6 protein-coding genes are annotated in these 21783 nt (G+C 71.6%); all 6 read left to right on the top strand.

The genetic code is table 11. The annotated features are described in order from the left end of the window. The first annotated feature begins 976 nt into the window (after positions 1-976). The 6 genes from ACIGXJ_RS36905 to ACIGXJ_RS36880 all read left to right on the top strand — a co-directional run bounded on the left by ACIGXJ_RS36905 (position 977) and on the right by ACIGXJ_RS36880 (position 21703). Positions 977-1609: an RNA polymerase sigma factor gene (locus ACIGXJ_RS36905; RefSeq protein ID WP_399655258.1), complete on the top strand. Its 633-nt coding sequence runs from the start codon at positions 977-979 to the stop codon at positions 1607-1609. 188 nt (positions 1610-1797) lie between these two features. After that, positions 1798-2025, top strand: a complete 228-nt coding sequence (locus ACIGXJ_RS36900; RefSeq protein ID WP_399655255.1) for a hypothetical protein — start codon at positions 1798-1800, stop codon at positions 2023-2025. Between the two features lie 96 nt (positions 2026-2121). Continuing rightward, a complete protein-coding gene (locus tag ACIGXJ_RS36895; RefSeq protein WP_399655253.1) occupies positions 2122-3609 on the top strand; it encodes an MFS transporter in 1488 nt (495 codons plus the stop codon). Next, a complete protein-coding gene (locus ACIGXJ_RS36890) occupies positions 3606-4391 on the top strand; it encodes a thioesterase II family protein (RefSeq protein WP_399655251.1) in 786 nt (261 codons plus the stop codon). Before ACIGXJ_RS36895 ends, ACIGXJ_RS36890 begins: the two co-directional genes overlap by 4 nt. Positions 4392-4601: 210 nt before the next feature. Next, positions 4602-11084: an SDR family NAD(P)-dependent oxidoreductase gene (locus tag ACIGXJ_RS36885; RefSeq protein WP_399655249.1), complete on the top strand. Its 6483-nt coding sequence runs from the start codon at positions 4602-4604 to the stop codon at positions 11082-11084. Beyond that, positions 11081-21703: an SDR family NAD(P)-dependent oxidoreductase gene (locus tag ACIGXJ_RS36880; protein WP_399655246.1), complete on the top strand. Its 10623-nt coding sequence runs from the start codon at positions 11081-11083 to the stop codon at positions 21701-21703. The genes ACIGXJ_RS36885 and ACIGXJ_RS36880 overlap by 4 nt, the downstream gene beginning before the upstream one ends. Positions 21704-21783: the final 80 nt, after the last annotated feature.

The raw sequence follows: 21783 nt of genomic DNA, 5'->3' as shown, positions 1-21783 counted from the left end.
ACACCGCGCGTGAACGGATACGCGCCCGGCTCACCCAGCTTCTCCGCCGGGTCCCAGCCCTCCAGCGCGTCCGGCCCGTACACCGGCTCGATGGGAATTCCCGATTCTGCTTTGCGCACCATGGTGCCCTGCCTCCCGTTGAATTGATGTTCCGAAGTGTTCACGTGCGCTGCGCCGCCGAGGCCGGGCGTGGGGGAGCGCGGGGGTCGAGGCGCTCGTGAGCGGTGGGGGACCGAGCGTGTGAACGCGATTTCTTCGCCCGACCGATGCCCCCGGAATTTCAGATTCCGTAATTCCGGCCGGGGAAAAGGGTTTTGTGACCGGGAAGATAGAAGACCGCGATCGGGCCAGTCAACACGAGTCCGAGGTATGGGAAGGCCCGCTGAGGTTACTGGCCGGGAAACAAGTCCACGCTCCGCAACGGGGATGTAATGAATCGTCAACCAGTACAAGATTGAACTTGATGCCGCCGACGTCCGGCGGGATGGCGCGGCATAGTTGAATACCAGTCAGCTTTGAGGGTGGTTGAAATGTGAAGCAAGCCGCTCCGGCTGGTCGGGGCGGGGGTGTCAGCGCGCACAGAAAGCGAATTCCCCCCGCTGCCGCCCCTGAAGTCGGCAGGTCAGAGGCATCCTGCCGGCGCGTCCGGACGGCGCCGGGAGCTCGCGAACTGACTTCCGCGTCAGCTGCGTTGGCCGAGAGACCTTTGACGAGGGCAGGACTCTCGGACATACTTCTTTCGGCGTTGGCTGGTTCGTGAGTTCGATGAGCGGACGGGTTGGGTGGGTGGAGGCAGCCGCCGCCTCGGCTGCATTGTCGGTGAATCCGCGCATGGGGAAGCGGCGGTCCGAACGGTGCGGACGAGGAACGAGGAACCGGTACGGGTTTATCTGCGTCACTTGGTTGCGCTGGTCGTCGTGACGAGGGTGACGACTGTGTGGCCGGCGGTGATAGGGATCTGAAAATCGGGGGATGGATGCGCACGCCTGCACTGCACGAACTTGTGGACGACTGCATGGCCGGAAACCAGCAGAGCTGGAACCGGATCGTGGAACGGTATTCGCCACTGATATGGGCGATAGCCAGGGGCCACCGGCTGAGCGCAGCCGACTGTGAGGACGTCAGTCAGACCACCTGGATGCGGGTGATCCAGCATCTCGGCAAACTGCGCGATCCCGAGAAACTCGCTCAGTGGATCGCGGTCTCGGCCCGCCGGGAGAGCCTCAAGCTCATCGAGAAGTCGGGGCGCAGCGTGCCCGTCGGCGACTCGCCGGTCTTCGACCGCTCGGAGGGCTCCGAGAACCACCCGGAGGAGCGGGCCCTGGCGAAGGAGCGCGACAACGAGGTGCTGCTCGCCTACTGCGCCCTCTCGTCCCGGTGCCAGGCACTGCTCGGACTGCTGGTGACCGACCCGCCGATGTCGTACGACGAGATCAGCGCCACCCTGGGCATGCCGCGCGGTTCGCTGGGGCCGATCCGGGCGCGCTGCCTGGCCCACCTGGGCAAGTTGCTGCAGCGGGAGACCGAGCGCTCGGAGCGGTCGGCCGAACTGCTCGACGCCATCACGCGCTCCGGTCTGCGCACCTACGCGCTGGAACAGCATCGCTGAGCAGCGCCGCTTCACCGAAAGTGCCTTCCGCCGTTCCGGTGGAAGGCACTTTTTGCGTGTCGGCCGCCCGCCCACGGGATAGGTGTGGCTCAAGTGCGTTTTGAGCACTCGCCATTGATCCCTTAGGTGTCCACGTATAGCCTGGGTTTCTGTTTCATGAATGTTCCGGTATGTGGAAGGTGGGTGGCATGAACGAGACGGGCGAAGAAGAGACGACAGAATCGGGTGAAGAAGCGCTGGCCAGGCTTGGCGGTGCTCTCGGACGGCCCCCGCGCTCCATGCTGGACAACGCCAAGGCTCTTTTCGCGTTCGTACACCCTGACGAGCGCCGGGAAGACGCGGCGTCAACTCCCGGAGCCCCGCTGCCGGTCGGCGCCTACGGCCGTGGACGCGACGAGGTCACGAAGTCCATGTGACCTCGGTCACGATCGCGCTGGATTCCTGACGAGGCTGTATCCGGAGCCGGCCCTGCCGGATCTGGGGTACGTGCGCAATCGTCGGGAAGGAAGCCCGTGACCGTTCAACGTAACCCATGGCCGGCTCTAGGAGCCCTGCTCGTCGGGTTCTCCCTCATCTCGCTGGACATGAGCGTCGTGGCGGTGGCCAACCCCGCGATCATGGAGGGACTGAAGGCCGGCGTTTCCGAAGTGATCTGGGTGACCAGCGCCTATCTGCTCACCTACGCGGCACCGCTGCTGTTCACCGGTCGGCTCGGCGACCGCTTCGGACCCAAGAACGTCTACCTGGTCGGCCTGGTCGTGTTCACGCTCGCCTCGCTCTGGTGCGGCGTGGCCGGAAGCATCGACACGCTGATCGCGGCCCGCGCCGTGCAGGGCTTCGGCGCCGCCCTGATGACGCCGCAGACCATGGCCGTGGTCACCAAGATCTTCCCCGCGGACAAGCGCGGCGCGGCCATGGGCGCGTGGGGCGGCTCCGTCGGCGTCTCCCTGCTGCTCGGCCCCGTCGTCGGGGGCCTGCTGGTCGACTCCGTCGGCTGGGAGTGGATCTTCCTCATCAACGTGCCGATCGGAGTCGTCGCCTTCGTCCTGGCGTGGCGGATGGTGCCGACGCTCGGGACCGAGAACCACAAGTTCGACGTCGTCGGCATCGTGCTGTCCTGCGGGGGCATGTTCCTGCTGGTCTACGCCCTCCAGGAGGGCAACGACGAGGACTGGTCCGGCACCATCTGGCTGATGATCGCCGGCGGCCTGGCCGTCCTGGCGCTGTTCGTCGTCACCCAGGCGCTCAACAAGGGCGAACCGCTGCTGCTGCTCAGCCTGTTCAAGGACCGCAACTTCTCGCTGGCGAACGTGGGGATCGCGGCCATGGGCGCCGCGGTGACCGCGATGACCGTGCCCTCCTACTTCTTCCTGCAGGGCGTCCGCGGACTGTCCTCCATGGAGTCGGCGCTGCTCTTCGCACCCCTGGCGATCCTGACCGGCGTCTGCGCACCGTTCATCGGCAAGCTGTCCGACAAGACGCATCCACGCACCTTCACCACCATCGGCTTCGTCCTCTTCGCCGTCACCATCGTCGGATACAGCCAGCTGATGAAACCCGACTCGCAGCTGTGGATGTTCTCGGTCACGGCCGCCTTCACCGGTGTCGCCAACGCCATGGTCTGGGGCCCGCTCGGCGCCATCGCCACCCGCAACCTCCCCGTCCAGCAGTCCGGCGCGGGATCCGGCGTCTACAACACCAACCGGCAGATGGGCGCCGTCCTCGGCAGCGCCGCGGTCGGCGCGCTGTTCGCCGACCGCATCGAGGCACACCTGCCGGGCATCAGCGGCAAGGGCGGCAAGTTCGAAGGAAGCACCACCGCGATCCCGAGCGCGTTCCACGAGCCCTACAGCAAGGCCCTCAGCGAGACGGGACTGCTGCCGGCGGCCTTCCTGCTGGTGGGCGCCGTCGTCTGCGCCATGTTCCTGCGCTTCCCGCCGCAGGAGCCGCAGCCGGAGACCGAGAACACCGTCCTGCAGAAGGCCGAGGACGCCGGATGAACGGGGAGAGGACCCACAACATGGCCAGCGCCGAGGAATTCGGACTCTGGATACGCAAGCTCAACACGACCGACGCCCCCAGGGCCAGAGTCGTCTGCTTCCCGCACGCGGGCGGCTCGGCGAACTTCTACTTCCAGTTCGCCCGCCGCTTCCCCGACCTGGAAGTCCACGGCATCCAGTACCCCGGCCGGCAGGACCGGCGGCACGAACCGTTCCGGAACACCATTCAGGAACTCGGCGCCGAGATCGCCCAGCTCATGGGCGACTGGAAAGACCTGCCGATCGTCCTGTTCGGGAACAGCATGGGCGCCCTGGTCGCATTCGAGGTCGCCCACCGCCTGGAAGCCATGGGAAATCCACCCCTGTCCCTGTTCGCCTGCGGCCGGGTGGGACCCCTGATCAGCCCGGACGAGAAGACCTACCTCAAGGGGAAGGACGCCTTCCTGAAGGAAATGGCGCTCCTCGGAGGCATGGACAACGCGCTGTTGCAGGACGAGGAGATCCTCGATCTCGTCCTGCCGCCCATGCGCGCCGACTACCGGCTCGCCGAGACATACCGCGGTTCACCGGAGAAACGACTCTCCGTGCCGATCCATGTGCACATCGGAAACACCGACCCGAAGGTCACCGAGGCCAAGGCGGCGGAATGGCAGTTCGCCACCACCGGCGCCTTCACCATGGACACCCATGAGGGCGGCCACTTCTTCTTCACCGACAACAGCGACCGCCTGATCGAGGCCGTCAACAGATCCGTGGAAGACGCCCTCACGACAAACGCATGACAGCCGCCGTCCACTGAGACGGCCTGTCACCGTACGACGGGACGGCATGCCCGGAACCGCTTTCCCAGCGGCGCCGGCATGCCGTCCCGCTGTCTGCGGAAAAGAATCCGCGAAAAGCCTCGGGAAATGTGTATCCACAGCGCCCACCCCCGGATCTAGAACGTCGACCACATGGTTGCCGGCATAAGCCCGAAGGTGGGGAAGAACAGCATGGCCCTCGAGAAGCACGACGTCGTCGGCGCCCTGCGCAAGTCGCTGAAGGAAACCGAGCGGCTTCGGCGCCAGAACCAGCAGCTCCTCGACCAGGCGGCGGAGCCCCTGGCGATCGTCGGGATGAGCTGCCGCTTCCCGGGAGGAGTGACCTCGCCCGAGGACCTGTGGTCACTGGTCGCCGAGGGGCGCACGGGAATCTCCGAGTTCCCCGCCGACCGCGGCTGGGACCTGGACAACCTCTACGACCCGGACCCCGACCACCCCGGCACGGCCTACACCCGCCACGGCGGATTCCTCGACGGCATGGCCGAGTTCGACGCCGAGTTCTTCGGGATCAGCCCCCGCGAGGCCCTCGCCATGGACCCGCAGCAACGGCTGCTGCTCGAAGGGGCCTGGGAGGCCTTCGAGGACGCGGGCATCGACCCCACCACCCTCAAGGGCAGCGACACCGGCGTCTTCTGCGGGCTGATGTTCTCCGACTACCAGTTCGTCGCGAGCCTCAGCGACCGGCGGCCCGAGATCGAGGGCTACCTGTCCATCGCCTCGTCGCCCAGCGTCGCCTCCGGCCGCATCAGCTACACCTTCGGCTTCGAGGGACCCGCGGTCACCGTGGACACGGTCTGCTCCTCCTCCCTCGTGGCCATCGACCTGGCCGCCAAGTCCCTGCGCGCCAAGGACTGTTCCCTCGCCGTCGTCGGCGGGGCGACCACCCTGGCCCGGCCCAGCGCCTTCGTCGAGTTCAGCCGCCAGCGCGCCCTCTCCCCGGACGGCCGCTGCAAGGCGTACGCGAACGCCGCGGACGGCGTCGGCTGGGCCGAGGGCATGGGTCTGCTCGTCCTGGAGCGGCTCTCCGACGCCCAGCGCAACGGGCGCCGCATCCTCGCCGTCGTACGCGGCAGCGCCGTCAACCAGGACGGCGCCTCCAACGGCCTCACCGCCCCCAACGGCCCCTCCCAGGAACGCGTCATCCGCCAGGCCCTCGCCGGCGCCGGACTCACCCCCGCCGACGTCGACGCCGTGGAGGGACACGGAACGGGAACACCCCTCGGCGACCCGATCGAGGCCGAGGCGCTGCTGGCCACCTACGGCCGCAACCGGCGCAACGGCCCCCTGTGGCTCGGCTCGGTCAAGTCCAACTTCGGTCACACCCAGGCCGCCGCCGGAGTCGCCGGCGTCATCAAGATGGTCATGGCGATGCGCCACGAGACACTCCCGCCCACCCTCCACGTCGACGCCCCCTCCCCGCACGTCGACTGGACCTCCGGCGAGGTCGCCCTGCTCACCGAGGCCCGCCCCTGGCCCGCAGGCGAGCGCCCCCGCCGCGCCGGCGTCTCCTCCTTCGGCGTGAGCGGCACCAACGCCCACGTCATCCTGGAAGAGGCCCCCGCCCAGCCGCAGGAGCCGGCCCAGGACGACCGGACCGGAGTCCGGCCGCCGGTGCTCGTACCCCTCTCGGCCCGCAGCGACGCGGCCCTGCGCGAGCAGGCCGACCGCCTGCGCGCCCACATGATCGCCCGGCCCGAGCTGAACCACCTGGACATCGGCTTCGCCCAGGCGACCGCACGCGCCCACCTCGAACGCCGCGCCGTCGTCGTCGCCACCGACCGGGGCGCCCTGCTGACCGGCCTCAGCGACCTGAGCTCGGCCGAGCCCGCGGCGAACGTGGTGGAGGGGCAGGTCGTCGGCTCGGGTGTGAAGCCGGTGTTCGTGTTCCCGGGTCAGGGTGCGCAGTGGGAGGGCATGGCGGTCGAACTGCTGGAATCCTCGCCGGTGTTCGCGGCCGAGATCGCGGCGTGTGGTGAGGCGCTGGCCGAGTTCGTGGACTGGCGTCTGGAGGATGTGCTGCGCGGCGCCGAGGGTGCGCCGTCGCTGGAGCGGGTGGATGTCGTGCAGCCCGCGTTGTTCGCGGTGATGGTGAGCCTGGCGGCGCTGTGGCGCTCTTATGGTGTGGAGCCTTCCGCGGTGGTGGGTCACTCGCAGGGTGAGATCGCGGCCGCGTATGTCGCCGGGGGTCTGACGCTGCGGGACGCGGCGCGGATCGTGGCGGTGCGCAGTCAGCTGATCCGTGACCGGCTGGCGGGTCTGGGCGGCATGATGTCCGTCGCGGTGGGCGCGGAGCGTGCCGAGGAGCTGGTCGCGGCCTTCGCGGGGCGTGTGTGGGTCGCCGCGGTGAACGGCCCGTCCGCGGTGGTGGTGGCGGGTGACGCGGACGCGTTGGACGAGGTGCAGGCGGTCTGCGACCGTGACGGTGTCCGGGCACGCCGGGTCGCCGTGGACTACGCCTCCCACACGGCTCATGTCGAGGCGGTCGAGGCGGAGTTGGTGGAGGCGCTCGCCGCGGTGGAGCCGGTGAGCGGCCGGGTGCCGTTCCACTCCACCGTCACCGGTGGGCTCATCGACACCGCGACGATGGACGCCCGCTACTGGTACACCAACCTGCGCGGCCAGGTCGGTTTCGAGCCGGCCGTCCGCGCCCTCGTCGGCAGGGGCACCGGCTGCTTCCTGGAGATGTCGCCCCACCCGGTGCTGGCGATGGCGGTCGAGGAGACCGTCGAGGCGCAGGGCGCGGCGGGCCGGGTGGCCGTCATCGGCTCCCTGCGCCGCGGCGAGGGCGGCCTGCCCCGCTTCCTGCTCTCGCTCGGCCACGCCCATGTCGCGGGCGTGCGCACCGACTGGGAGGCCGTGTACGCAGGAACGGGCGCCCGGCGCGTCGAGCTGCCGACCTACGCCTTCCAGCGCGAGACGTTCTGGCTGACACCGTCCGCCCAGGGCGGCGACGTCGCCACGGCCGGCCTCGACCGGATGCGGCACCCCGTGCTCGCGGCGGCCGTCCAGGTCGGCGACCGCGACGAGTGGGTCTTCACCGGCCGCCTCTCCACCGACGCGCAGCCGTGGGTGCGCGACCACATGGTGCTCGGCGTGGTGATCGTGCCGGGCGCCGCACTGGTCGAACTCGTCCTCGCCGCCGCCCGCCACCTGGGCTGCGAACTCCTCGACGAACTCGTCCTCGAGGCGCCGCTGACCCTCGACGAGGGATCCGCCCGGCACCTCCGCGTCACCGTCGGCACGCCCGACGACGACGGCCGCCGCGAGGTCGCCGTCCACACCCTCGCCGAGACCGGGACCGGACCGGAGGGCGAACGGCAGGTCGTCCGGCACGCACGCGGCCGCCTCGCCCCCGAGGCCGGGCCCGCGACACCCTTCCCCGCCCACTGGCCGCCCGTCGCCGCCGTCGAGTCCTCCGCCGACGCCCTCTACGAGCGGCTGGCCGACATCGGCCTCGACTACGGCCCCCTGTTCCAGGGCGTCCAGGCGGTGTGGCGCAGCGGCGACGAGGTGTACGCCGAGGTCGCCCTGCCGGAGGACACCGCCGTCGACGGCTTCACCGTCCACCCGGCCCTGTTCGACTCCGCGCTGCACGCCAGCATGCTCGACAAGGAGACCGGCTCCGCCCCCGACCTGCCGTTCTCCTGGACCGGCGTGCGCCACGGACGCCCCGCGGCCTCCCGGGCACGCGTACGCATCGCCACCGCAGGCGAGCACGCCGTCCGCGTCGACGTGGCCGACGAGAACGGCGACCTGATCGTCGCCGTCGACAGCCTCGCCGTACGCCCCCTGGACCCGGCACAGCTCGCGGGCGCCCAGGGCGAGCAGCACGCGCTGTACCGCCTCGACTGGGTGCCGGTCACGGCGGAGCCGTCGCAGGCCCGCGTCGCCGTCCTCGGCGGCCTCGACGCGCCCGGTGAGCGCTACGCCGACCTGCCCGCGCTGGAGGCGGCACTCGCCGAAGGCGCCCCCACCGTGGACGTCGTACTCGCCGAGGTCGAGACTCCGGCCGCGGACGACCCCGCGCACGCCGCCGGCCTCGTCGCCGAACGCACCCTCGCCCTGGCCCAGCGGTGGCTGGCCAGCGAATGGCTGGGCGAGGCCACCCTCGTGGCGGTGACCCGGCGCGCGGTCGCCGTCGGCGCCGAGTCCGTCGACCTGGCCCAGGCCCCCGCCTGGGGCCTGCTGCGCAGCGCGCAGACCGAACACCCCGGCCGTTTCGTCCTGGCCGACACCGACGGCGGCACCCAGCCCGCCTGGAACGCCCTGGCCGCCCTGGACGAGCCGCAGCTCGCCGTGCGCGGCGGCGCCCTGCTGGCACCCCGCCTCGCCCGCACGTCCGCCGGGCCCTCCGGTCACGCCTGGCGACTGGGCAGCACCCAGAAGGGCTCCCTGGAGAACCTCGCCATCGTGCCCTCCGACGGCACCCGCGCGCTCGGCGTCGGCGAGGTCCGCGTCTCCGTGCGGGCCGCCGGCGTCAACTTCCGCGACGTCCTCATCGCCCTCGGCATGTACCCGGGCGAGGCACCCCTGGGCAGCGAGGCCGCGGGCGTCGTTCTCGAAACCGGCTCCGGCGTCACCGACCTCGAGCCCGGCGACCGGGTGTTCGGCCTGGTGACGGACGCCTTCGGCCCCGTAGCCGTCGCCGACCGCAGGACCCTCGCCCCGATACCGCGCCACCTCACCTTCGCCGAGGCCGCCGCCCTTCCCGTCGTCTACCTCACCGCCTACTACGGCCTGGTCGACCTGGCCCACCTCAAGGCCGGCGAGAAGCTCCTCGTGCACGCCGCCGCCGGAGGCGTTGGCATGGCCGCCGTCCAACTCGCCCACCACTTCGGCGCCGAGGTCTTCGCCACCGCCAGCCCCGCCAAGTGGGACGCCGTACGCGCCCTGGGCGTACCCGCCGAACGCATCGCCTCCTCCCGCGACCTGGGCTTCCGCGACACCTTCCGCGACGCCACCGGCGGCGACGGCATGGACGTGGTGCTGAACTCCCTCGCCGGCGAGTTCGTCGACGCCTCCCTGGAACTGCTGCCGCGCGGCGGCCGCTTCATCGAGATGGGCAAGACCGACATCCGCGACCCCGAGGCCGTCGCCCACGGGCACGACGACCTCCGCTACCGGTCGTACGACCTGATGGAGGCGGGCCCCGACCGCATCCAGCAGATGCTGGTCGAGATCGCCGACCTCTTCGACCGCGGCATGCTGTCCCCGTCGCCGATCCGCGCCTGGGACGTACGCCGCGGCCAGGAAGCCTTCCGCCACCTGCGCGAGGGCCGCAACGTCGGCAAGGTCGTCCTGACCGTGCCGGCCCCCCTCGACCCCGAGGGCACCGTCCTGATCACCGGCGGCACCGGCGGCCTGGGCGCCCTGTTCGCCAGGCACCTCGTCACCCGGCACGGCGCACGGCACCTGCTGCTGGTCAGCCGGCGCGGCCCGGCCGCCGACGGCGCCGCCGAACTGGTCGCGGACCTGGAAGCACTCGGCGCGCACGCCCGCGTCGCCGCCTGCGACGTGGCCGACCGCGGCCGGCTCGCCGAGCTCCTCGGCACCCTCGACCGCCCCCTCACCGCCGTCGTCCACACCGCCGGCGTGCTGTCCGACAGCGTCATCGAGTCGCTGACCCCGGAGCAGATACGGCACGTCATGCGGCCCAAGCTGGACGCCGCGTGGCACCTGCACGAACTGACCTCGCGCATGGACCTGTCGGCGTTCGTCCTGTTCTCCTCCGCCGCCGGCCTGCTCGGCAACGCGGGCCAGGCCAACTACGCCGCCGCCAACGCCGCCGTCGACGCGCTCGCCGCCCTGCGGCAGTCGGCCGGACTGCCCACCCTCTCCCTCGCCTGGGGTCTGTGGTCCGACAGCACCGGCATGACCGGCGAGCTCGACGACACCGACCTCGCCCGGATGCAGCGCACCGGCGTCGGCGCGATCTCCAGCGACCTGGGCCTGGAACTCTTCGACCAGGCCCTCGCCTCCGAGGCCACCCTCAGCGTCCCCGTCCACCTGGACCTGTCCGCCCTGCGCAACCAGGCCCGCTCCGGCCTGCTGCCCGCCCTGCTGCGCGGCCTCGTACGGACCCCCACGCGCTCCGGCGGCGCCCGCTCCCTGGAGCGGCAGCTCGCCGGCGTGCCCGAGGCCGACCGCGAGCAGGTCGTCCTCGACCTGGTGCGCGCCCAGGCCGCGTCCGTGCTCGGCCACGCCTCCTCCGCCGCCGTCGAACCCGAACGCGCCTTCAAGGAGCTCGGCTTCGACTCCCTGGCCGCGGTGGAACTGCGCAACCGGCTCAGCCAGGTGGCCGGCATCCGCCTGCCCGCCACACTCGTCTTCGACCACCCCACCCCGCTCGCCGCCGCACGGCTGATCCTCTCCGAGGTCGGCGGCGCCGCAGCCGAGCAGCGCCCCTCACCGCTCGACGCGGAACTCCAGCGGCTGGAGGCGTTCCTCATCGCAGTCTCCGCCGACCAGCGGCAGCTGGCGCAGCTGACCGAGGTGGAGCCGCGCCTGCGCTCGCTCAGCAACCGGCTGCGCACCCTCCTCAGCACGGCCACCACCGGCCACGACGACACCGACGACCACCTCGAGGACGACCTCGACTTCGCTTCTGACAGCGACATGTTCGACCTGATCGACAAGGAGCTCGGATCTGCATGACCGGAAAGACGGACGACGGCCGGAGCGGATCGATGAGCGACGAGCGGATGACTGACGAGCAGAAACTGCGCACCTATCTGCGCCGGGTGACGGCCGAACTGCGCACGGCCAACCGCAGGGTGCGCGAGCTGGAACAGCGCGACGTCGAACCGATCGCGATCGTGGGCATGAGCTGCCGCTTCCCCGGCGGGGTGTCGTCGCCCGAGGAGCTGTGGGAGCTGGTGGCGTCCGGCCGGGACGCCATGGGCCCGTTCCCCGCCGACCGCGGCTGGGACCTGGAGGGGCTCTACGACCCCGACCCCGAGCGGGCGGGCAGCGCCTACGCCCGCGAAGGCGGTTTCATCGACACCGCCACCACCTTCGACGCCGACTTCTTCGGGATCAGCCCGCGCGAGGCGCTGGCCATGGACCCCACCCAGCGGCTGACGCTGGAAACGGCGTGGGAGGCACTGGAGGACGCGGGCATCGACCCGACCTCCCTGCGGGGCAGCGACACGGGCGTGTTCGCCGGCACCGTCTCCTCCGACTACGGCCCCTCGAACCTGCCCGAGCTCGAAGGGTTCCGGGTGACCGGCACCCAGAGCAGCGTGATGTCCGGCCGCGTCGCCTACAGCCTCGGTCTGGAGGGCCCGGCGGTCACCATCGACACGGCCTGCTCCGCCTCCCTCGTCGCCCTGCACCTCGCGTCCCAGGCACTGCGCGCCGGCGAGTGCTCCCTCGCCCTCGCCGGCGGCGTCACCGTCCTGGCGGGACCCTTCCTCTTCGTCGAGTTCAGCCGCCAGCGCGGCCTCGCCCGCGACGGCCGCTGCAAGGCGTACGCGGCGTCGGCGGACGGCACCGGCTTCTCCGACGGCGTCGGCCTGGTGGTCCTGGAACGCCTGTCGGACGCCCGCCGCAACGGCCGCCGCATCCTCGGGGTGATCCGCGGCAGCGCGGTCAACCAGGACGGCGCGAGCAACGGCCTCACCGCCCCCAGCGGTCCTTCGCAGGAGCGGGTGATCCGTCAGGCGCTGGCCAGCGCGGGCCTGTCCCCTGCCGAGGTCGACGCGGTCGAGGGTCATGGCACGGGCACGAAGCTGGGTGACCCGATCGAGGCGCAGGCGCTGCTGGCGACGTACGGCCGTGAGCGGGCTGGTGACCCGCTGTGGCTGGGCTCGATCAAGTCGAACATCGGTCATACGTCGGCCGCGGCCGGTGTGGCCGGTGTGATCAAGATGGTGATGGCGATGCGGCACGGGATGCTGCCGCCCACCCTGCACGTGGACGAGCCCTCCCCGCACGTGGACTGGGAGTCGGGCGATGTACGGCTGCTGACCGAGGGCCGCGAGTGGGCTTCGGCGGGCCGTCCTCGCCGTGCGGGCATCTCGTCGTTCGGCGTGAGCGGTACGAACGCGCACCTCATCGTGGAGGAGGCGCCCGCCGAGGAGCCGTCCGAGGACGCGCCCAGCGAGGTGACACGGCCCGCCGGCACGGTGCCGGTGGTGCTGTCCGCGCGCAACGATGTGGCCCTGCGGGGTCAGGCGGAGCGGCTTCGTGCCCATCTCGCGGGGGACCGTGAGGTGTCGGTCGCTGACGTCGCGTATTCCCTCGTGACGTCGCGGGCGTTGTTGGAACGGCGTGCCGTGGTCGTGGCTGCGGACCGGGACGAGCTGCTGGCGCGTCTGGCCGAGGTGTCGGACGGTGAGTCTGCTGTTGCCGGTAAGTCGGCGTTCCTGTTCACCGGTCAGGGTTCTCAGCGGCCGGGTATGGGACTGGAGTTGGCCTCGCAGTTCCCGGTGTTCGAGCGGGCGCTCAGTGAGGTGTGTGCGGAGGTCGACCCGCGACTGGGCCGTTCCCTGCGCGAACTGCTCGCTGCTGACAGCGATGTGCTGAACTCGACGGAGTTCACGCAGGTGGCGTTGTTCGCGGTCGAGGTGGCTCTGTTCCGGCTGGCCGAGTCGCTGGGCGTTCGTGCCGACTACCTGATCGGGCACTCGGTCGGTGAGATCGCCGCCGCGCATGTGGCGGGCGTTCTCTCTCTGGCGGATGCGGCCGAACTGGCGGTGGCTCGTGGCCGGTTGATGGGTGCTCTGCCTTCGGGCGGGGCGATGGTCGCGGTGCAGGCCGGTGAGGCGGAGGTCGCTGAGTCCCTCGAAGGCTTCGAAGGCCGTCTGGAGATCGCCGCCGTCAATGGTCCGCTGGCGGTCGTGGTCTCGGGTGACGAGGACGCGGTGGAGGAGTGGCTCCCGCGCTTTGAGGGCCGCAAGACCAGCCGTCTGCGGGTCTCGCACGCGTTCCATTCGCCGCGCATGGAGCCGATGCTCGACGAATTCCGAGCGGTTGCGGAGCGGCTGACGTACGGCGAGCCGCGTATCCCGGTCGTCTCGAACGTCTCGGGTGAGCTGGTCACGACGTTCGACGCGGACTACTGGGTGCGTCACGTCCGTCAGGCGGTCCGTTTCGCCGACGGTGTGCGCACCCTGTGGGACCTCGGTGTCCGGCGTTTCCTGGAGCTGGGCCCGGACGCGGTGCTGACCGCGATGGCCCGTCAGTGCGTCGAGGACGACACCGAGGCGGCGTTCATTCCGGCCCTGCGGGGCAAGCGTCCTGAGATCGAGACGTTCGCCGGGTTCCTGGGCCATGCCCACACCGCTGGTGTCGGAGTCGACTGGGAGGTGTTCTACGCCGGTACCGGCGCGCAGCGGGTCGAACTGCCCACCTACGCCTTCCAGCGGGAGCGGTTCTGGCTGACGCCGGGCGCCGCTGCGGGGGATGTGTCGGCGGCCGGGCTCATTCCCGTCGACCACCCCGTCCTGGCGGCGGTCGTGCAGGTCGGTGAGCGCGACGAATGGGTTCTCACGGGGCGTATCTCCACCGAGACGCAGCCCTGGGTCGCGGAGCACCTGCTGCTCGGCACCATGGTGGTGCCCGGCACGGGGCTGGTCGAGCTGGCCCTTGCCGCCGGACGCCATACCGGCAGCCCCGTACTCGACGAACTGGTGCTGGAATCGCCCCTGCTCGTCCACGACGGCGTCACGCGGCACCTGCAGATCAGCGTCGGGGCTGCCGACGCGGACGGCCGCCGCGACGTGGCGATCTACTCGCGACCGGAGAACGGCACCGACGCGGCCGAGCCCACCTGTCACGCCCGTGGCACGCTCGGCACCGCCGGCGCGCCCGCCCCGGCCTGGCCGGACCAGTGGCCCCCGCAGGACGCCGAGCCGATGCCCGTCGACGAGCTCTACGGCCGTCTCGCCGACCTCGGTTACGACTACGGCCCCCTTTTCACCGGTGTGGAGGCCGTCTGGCGTGCCGGCGACGAGACCTACGCCGAGGTGACTCTGCCCGACGGCCACGAGGGCTTCGGCATCCACCCCGCCCTCTTCGACTCCGCGCTGCAGAGCGGTGTCGTCCTGCTGACCGGGGAGGGCGCCGCGGCGCACCTCATGCCGTTCAGCTGGAGCGGTGTGCGGCTCGACCGGCCCGGCGTGACGCGCCTGCGGGTTCGGTCCGTCATGACCGGCGGCACCTCGCTGCGCCTGGACGCCGTGGACGAGACCGGAGCGCCTGTGGTGTCCGTGCGCTCGCTCGTCGTACGTCCTGTGGAGGAGCAGCGCATCAACGGCGCGGGCGGCGCGGACGCGCGGCAGTCGCTGTACGCGGTGGAGTGGACCCCGTGCGAGACCGGGCGGTCGGCCACCGGCACCGAGGACATCGTCCGGATCGGCGTGGGGGAGACCCACCCGGACCTGGACGCCCTGGAGCGGGCGCTCGCCGACGGGGCTCCGGCACCGAAGGCCGTGCTCGCGGCCGTCGGAGCCGAGGAGGCCCCGGCGGCCGCGGTCGAGGCGCTGGAGCTGGTGCAGCGGTGGCTGTCCAGTGAGTGGCTGGGCGAGGCCCGGCTGGTGCTGGTGACCCGGGGTGCGGTGTCCGTCGGCGGCGAGGTCGCCGATGTCGCCCAGGCGGCGGTGTGGGGTCTGGTGCGCAGCGCCCAGTCCGAGCACCCCGACCGGTTCCTCCTTGTGGATGTGGACGCGGACTCGGACGGCCACGAGCCGGACTGGGCTGCGGTGCTGGGCGCGGACGAGCCGCAACTCGCCGTTCGCGGCGGCCGGTTGCTGACGCCGAGGCTCGCTCGCGCTGGTGCGACCGCCGAGCAGGCCCCGGTCTTCGAGCCCGAGGGGACCGTGCTCGTCACCGGTGGTACGGGTGGTCTGGGTGCGGTGTTCGCGCGGCACTTGGCCACCGGGCACGGTGTGCGGCATCTGTTGCTGCTGAGCCGGCGGGGTCCGGAGGCCGAGGGTGCCGCTGAGTTGGTGGCGGAGCTCGCGGAGCTGGGGTGTGCGGCCCAGGTCGTCGCCTGTGACGTGTCCGACCGTGAGCAGCTCGCTTCCGCTCTCGGTGGGGTCGAGCGTCCGCTGACGGCCGTGGTGCACGCGGCGGGTGTCCTCGACGACGGTGTGGTCGAGTCGCTGGCGCGTGAGCAGGTCGAGCGGGTGATGCGGCCGAAGGTCGAAGCGGCGTGGCATCTGCACGAGTTGACGGCAGAGATGGAGCTGTCGGCGTTCGTGCTGTTCTCGTCGGTGGCGGCTCTGATCGGCAGCCCGGGTCAGGGCAACTACGCTGCGGCGAACGCCGCCCTGGACGCGCTCGCCGCGTCGCGCCGGGCGGCGGGCCTGCCGGCGGTGTCGCTGGCCTGGGGTCTGTGGGGCGAGGCCGGCGGAATGGCCGGCGAGCTCAGCGAGGCCGACCTGACCCGCCTGGAACGCACCGGTGTGGGCGCGCTGTCCCAGAAGCTCGGGCTCGAACTGTTCGATCTCGCCCTCGGCAGCGGCGCGGCACTCCTCGCGCCCGTTCGCCTCGACCCGGCCGCGCTGCGGACCCAGGCCCGCGCCGGTCAGCTGCCCGCGCTGCTGCGTGGTCTGGCCCCCGCCCCGGCCCGGCGCGCCGAGACCGGCGGTTCCCTCGCACAGCGCCTGGCCGGCGTGGCGGAGGGCGACCGTGAGCGGATCGCCGTCGACGCGGTGCGCGAGCAGGTCGCGGCGGTACTCGGCCACAGCTCGGCCGCGGCGGTCGACACCGACCGCTCCTTCAAGGAGCTCGGCTTCGACTCGCTGAGCGCGGTCGAGCTGCGCAACCACCTCACCCAGGCCACCGGAGTGCGGCTGCCCGCCACGCTCGTCTTCGACCACCCCACCCCGGCCGCTGTCGCGCGGCTGCTCCTCGCCGAGACGGGCGGCGTCGCCGAGGCGCCGAGGCCCGTCAGCCGGACCAAGCGGGTCACGTCGTACGACGAGCCCCTGGCGATCGTCGGCATGAGCTGCCGCTACCCCGGCGGGGTGTCGTCGCCGGAGGAGCTGTGGGAGCTGGTGGCCGCCGGCCGTGACGCGGTGGGCGGGCTGCCCACCGACCGTGGCTGGGACCCGGACATCTACGACCCCGACCCCGACCGGCCCGGGAAGATCAACACCCGAGGTGGTGCCTTCCTCGAAGGCATCGGGGAGTTCGACGCCGAGTTCTTCGGCATCAGTCCGCGCGAGGCGACCGCGATGGACCCCCAGCAGCGCATGCTGCTGGAGGCGTCCTGGGAGGCGTTCGAGCACGCCGGCATCGACCCGACCTCCCTGCGGGGCAGCGACACGGGCGTGTTCGCCGGTGTCGTGACCACCGACTACGGCGGCATGGCCTCCGCCGAGCTGGAGGGCTACCGCCTGACCGGCACGACCACGAGCGTGGTGTCCGGCCGCGTCGCCTACACCCTGGGCCTCGAAGGCCCGGCGGTCTCCGTGGACACGGCCTGCTCGTCCTCCGCCGTCGCCCTGCACCTCGCCGGGCAGGCGCTGCGGGCCGGCGAATGCTCGCTCGCGCTGGTCGGCGGCGTGACCCTGCTGGCCGGCCCTTACCTCCTGACCGAGTTCAGCCGCCAGCGCGCGGTCTCGCCGGACGGCCGCTGCAAGGCGTATTCGGCTTCGGCGGACGGCACCGGCTTCTCCGACGGCGCCGGCGTGCTCGTGGTGGAGCGCCTGTCGGACGCCCGCCGCAACGGCCGGCGCATCCTCGGGGTGATCCGGGGCAGCGCGGTGAACCAGGACGGCGCCAGCAATGGCCTGACCGCGCCGAACGGTCCTTCGCAGGAGCGGGTGATCCGTCAGGCGCTGGCCAGCGCGGGCCTGTCCCCGGCCGAGGTCGACGCGGTCGAGGGTCATGGCACGGGCACGAAGCTGGGTGACCCGATCGAGGCGCAGGCGCTGCTGGCGACGTACGGCCGGGAGCGGGCTGGTGACCCGCTGTGGCTGGGTTCGATCAAGTCGAACATCGGTCATACGTCGGCTGCGGCCGGTGTGGCCGGTGTGATCAAGATGGTGATGGCGATGCGGCACGGGATGCTGCCGCCGACCCTGCATGTCGATGAGCCGTCGCCGCATGTGGACTGGGAGTCGGGCGAGGTCCGGCTGCTGACCGAGCCGCGTGAGTGGGCTTCGGACGGGCGTCCTCGTCGTGCGGGCATCTCGTCGTTCGGTGTGAGCGGTACGAACGCGCACATCATCGTGGAGGAGGCGCCGGCCGAGGAGCCCGTGGCGGCGGAGGAGCCGGCCGAGCCGGTGGCCCCGCTGCCGGTGGTGCTGTCGGCGCGCAACGATGTGGCGCTGCGGGCGCAGGCGGAGCGGCTTCGTGCCCATCTCGCGGGGGACCGTGAGGTGTCGGTCGCTGACGTCGCCTACTCACTGGTGACCTCGCGGGCGTTGTTGGAACGGCGTGCGGTGGTGGTGGCTGCGGACCGTGATGAGCTGCTGGCGCGTCTGGCTGAGGTGTCGGACGGTGAGTCTGCTGTTGCCGGTAAGTCGGCGTTCCTGTTCACCGGTCAGGGGTCTCAGCGGCCGGGTATGGGGTTGGAGCTGGCCTCGCAGTTCCCGGTGTTCGAGCGGGCGCTGAGTGAGGTGTGCGCCGAGGTCGACCCGCGGCTGGGGCGTTCTCTGCGTGAGCTGCTGGCGGCTGACAGCGATGTGCTGAACTCGACGGAGTTCACGCAGGTGGCGCTGTTCGCCGTCGAGGTGGCCCTGTTCCGGCTTGCCGAGTCGCTGGGTGTTCGTGCCGACTACCTGATCGGGCATTCGGTCGGTGAGATCGCTGCCGCGCATGTGGCGGGCGTTCTCTCTCTGGCGGATGCGGCCGAACTGGCGGTGGCGCGGGGCCGGTTGATGGGTGCTCTGCCTTCTGGTGGGGCGATGGTCGCGGTGCAGGCCGGTGAGGCGGAGGTCGCTGAGTCCCTCGAAGGCTTCGAAGGTCGTCTGGAGATCGCCGCGGTCAATGGTCCGCTGGCGGTCGTGGTCTCGGGTGACGAGGACGCGGTGGAGGAGTGGCTCCCGCGCTTTGAGGGCCGCAAGACGACTCGTCTGCGCGTGTCGCACGCGTTCCATTCGCCGCGCATGGAGCCGATGCTCGACGAATTCCGCGCTGTGGCCGACAAGTTGCGCTACGACGAGCCGCGTATCCCGGTCGTCTCCAACGTCTCGGGTGAGCTGGTCACGGCGTTCGACGCGGACTACTGGGTGCGTCACGTCCGTCAGGCGGTCCGCTTCGCCGACGGCGTTCGCACCCTGTGGGACCTCGGTGTGCGGCGTTTCCTGGAGCTGGGCCCGGACGCGGTGCTGACTGCGATGGCCCGCCAGTGCGTCGAGGACGACACCGAGGCGGCGTTCATTCCGGCCCTGCGGGGCAAGCGTCCTGAGATCGAGACGTTCACCGGGTTCCTGGGCCATGCCCACACCGCCGGTGTCGGCGTCGACTGGGAGGCGTTCTACGCCGGTACCGGCGCTCAGCGGGTCGAGCTGCCCACCTACGCCTTCCAGCGACAGAACTACTGGCTCTCCCGCAAGGCCGGCGGCGGTGACGCCGCGGTCGCGGGGATGGACAGGATGCGGCACCCGATCCTGTCCGCCGCGGTGCAGGTCGGCGACCGGGACGAGTGGGTCTTCACCGGCAGCATGTCCCAGGAGACGCAGCCGTGGACGCGCGACCACATGGTGTTCGGGATCGTGCTGGTGCCCGGCGCCGCGATGGTCGAGATGGCGCTGACCGTCGGCAGCCGGCTGGGCTGCGGGGTGGTGGACGAACTGGTCGTCGCCGCGCCGCTGGTGCTGGAGGACGACGTCACGCGGCAGATCCGGGTCACGGTCGGCCCGGCCGGTGAGGACGGCCGCAGGGAGTTCGCCTTCTTCTCCCGGCCCGAGGCGGGCGAGGACGAGGTCACCGAGCTGACCTGCCACGCCCGTGGCTGGCTCTCCGCCAAGGCCGAGCCCCTGGAGGCGCTGCCCGCGCCGTGGCCGCCCGCGGACGCCGAGTCGCTGCCCGTGTCCGAGCTGTACACGCTGCTCAACCGGAACGCCCACCTCACCGACGTGGGCTTCGACTACGGCCCGGCCTTCCGCGCCGTACAGTCCGCCTGGCGCCGGGGCGGCGAGGTCCTCGTCGAGCTGGCGCTGCCGGAGGTGGCGGGGCCGGCCGACGGGTTCGCCATCCACCCCGCGATGTTCGACTCCGCCCTGCACGGCGGGCTCGGCATGCTCGACATGGGCGAGGACAACCCCAGCGGGCTGCCCTTCTCGTGGTCCGGTGTGCAGCTGGAGCGCTTCGGTCTCACTCGGCTGCGGGTGAGGATCACGCTGCCGGACCCGACGTCCCTGCGGCTCGACATCGCGGGCGAGGACGGTGTGCCGCTGGCCTGCCTGCGGCGGCTCGACGTCCGCCCGGTGGAGCAGGGGCACCTGGAAGCCGCCCGGCGGGACGGTGACCGCCACCTCCACGAGCTTGACTGGGTCCCCGCGCAGGCCGTCACGGTGCGGAACGCGCGTCTCGTCGCGCTCGGCGACTCGACCGGCGACTCGATCGGCGGTTCGGTGGACCGGTTCGCCGATCTGGCCACGCTGGAGAAGGCCCTGGCCGACGGTGCGACCGCGCCCGACGCCGTGCTGGCCGAGGTCGGCGCCCCGCAGGGTGACGTGACCACGGCGGCCCGCGCGGCCACGGGTGAGGCGCTGGAGCTGGTGCAGCGGTGGCTGGCCGGCGAGTGGCTGGGCGAGACCCGGCTGGTGCTGGTGACCCGGGGTGCGGTCGCTGTCGGCGGCGAGGCTCCCGACGTCGCCCAGGCGGCGGTGTGGGGTCTGCTGCGCAGCGCCCAGTCCGAGCACCCGGACCGGTTCGTCCTGGTCGACCTGGACGGCGCGGAACCCGACTGGGCCGCGGTGCTGGGCACGGACGAGCCGCAACTGGCGGTCCGCGACGGACGGTTGCTGACGCCGAGGCTGTCACGGGGCATCGCTCCGGTGGCCGAACGGACACCGGTCATCGACACGGACGGCACGGTGGTGATCACCGGTGGTACGGGTGGTCTGGGTGCGGTGTTCGCGCGGCACTTGGCCACCGGGCACGGTGTGCGGCGTCTGTTGCTGCTGAGCCGGCGGGGTCCGGAGGCCGAGGGTGCCGGTGAGCTGGTGGCGGAGCTCGCGGAGCTGGGGTGTGCGGCCCAGGTCGTCGCCTGTGACGTGTCCGACCGTGAGCAGCTCGCTTCCGCTCTCGGTGGGGTCGAGCGTCCGCTGACGGCCGTGGTGCACGCAGCGGGTGTCCTCGACGACGGTGTGATCGAGTCGCTGACGCGTGAGCAGGTCGAGCGGGTGATGCGGCCGAAGGTCGAAGCCGCGTGGCATCTGCACGAGTTGACGGCAGAGATGGAGCTGTCGGCGTTCGTGCTGTTCTCGTCGGTGGCGGCTCTGATCGGCAGCCCGGGCCAGGGCAACTACGCTGCGGCGAACGCCGCCCTGGACGCGCTCGCCGCGTCGCGCCGGGCGGCGGGCCTGCCGGCGGTGTCGCTGGCCTGGGGCCTGTGGTCGGACACCGCGGGCATGGGAGCCCGACTGGGCACGGCCGAACTGGCCCGCCTGGAACGGCTGGGCGCCAAGCCGCTGACGGCCGAGCTGGGGCCGGCACTCTTCGACCAGGCCCTGACGGCGGACGCCGCCCTGCTCGCACCGGTCCGGCTGGACATGGCGGTGCTGCGCGCCCAGGCCAGGGCCGGCACGATCCCGGGCGTACTGCGCGGACTTGCGCCCCTCCCGGCACGACGTACGGAGACCGCGACGGTGTCCCTGCGCGACCGCCTGGCGGGAGTCGCGGAGGGCGACCGCGAGCAGGTCGTCCTCGACCTGGTCCGCACACAGGTGGCCGCCGTACTCGGGCATGCGTCCGCTGCGGCCGTCGAGCCCGAACGCGCCTTCCAGGACATGGGGTTCGACTCGCTCGGCGCCGTCGAGCTGCGCAACCGGCTGACCCAGGCCTCCGGGGTGCGCCTGCCCGCGACGCTGGTGTTCGACCACCCCACGCCCGCGGAGATCGTCCGCCTGCTGCTCGCTGAGTTCGGCAGCGTCGCCGCCGAACCACCCATCGAAAAGGAACTGAACAAGCTGGAAGACATGCTTGCCGCGATCGCCGACAACGAGCGACGCCACGTGGCCGAACGCCTGCGCCGCCTCCTCTCCGTCGTCGCCGACGACGGCGAGGCGGAGAGCACGGCCGAACGGATCGAAGCGGCCACCACGATGGACGAGGTCTTCCAGATGATCGACGCCGAGTTCGGCGAAGCGTGACAGGGGGCGGGGAAATGGCAGAGAACACCGAGCAGCAGGAAAAGATAGCCCGCTATCTCAAGAAGATGGCGAGCGACCTC

The organism is Streptomyces sp. NPDC053367, from assembly GCF_044545925.1.
Classification (GTDB): Bacteria; Actinomycetota; Actinomycetes; order Streptomycetales; family Streptomycetaceae; genus Streptomyces.
This window is presented reverse-complemented; position numbering and strand designations above follow the sequence as displayed.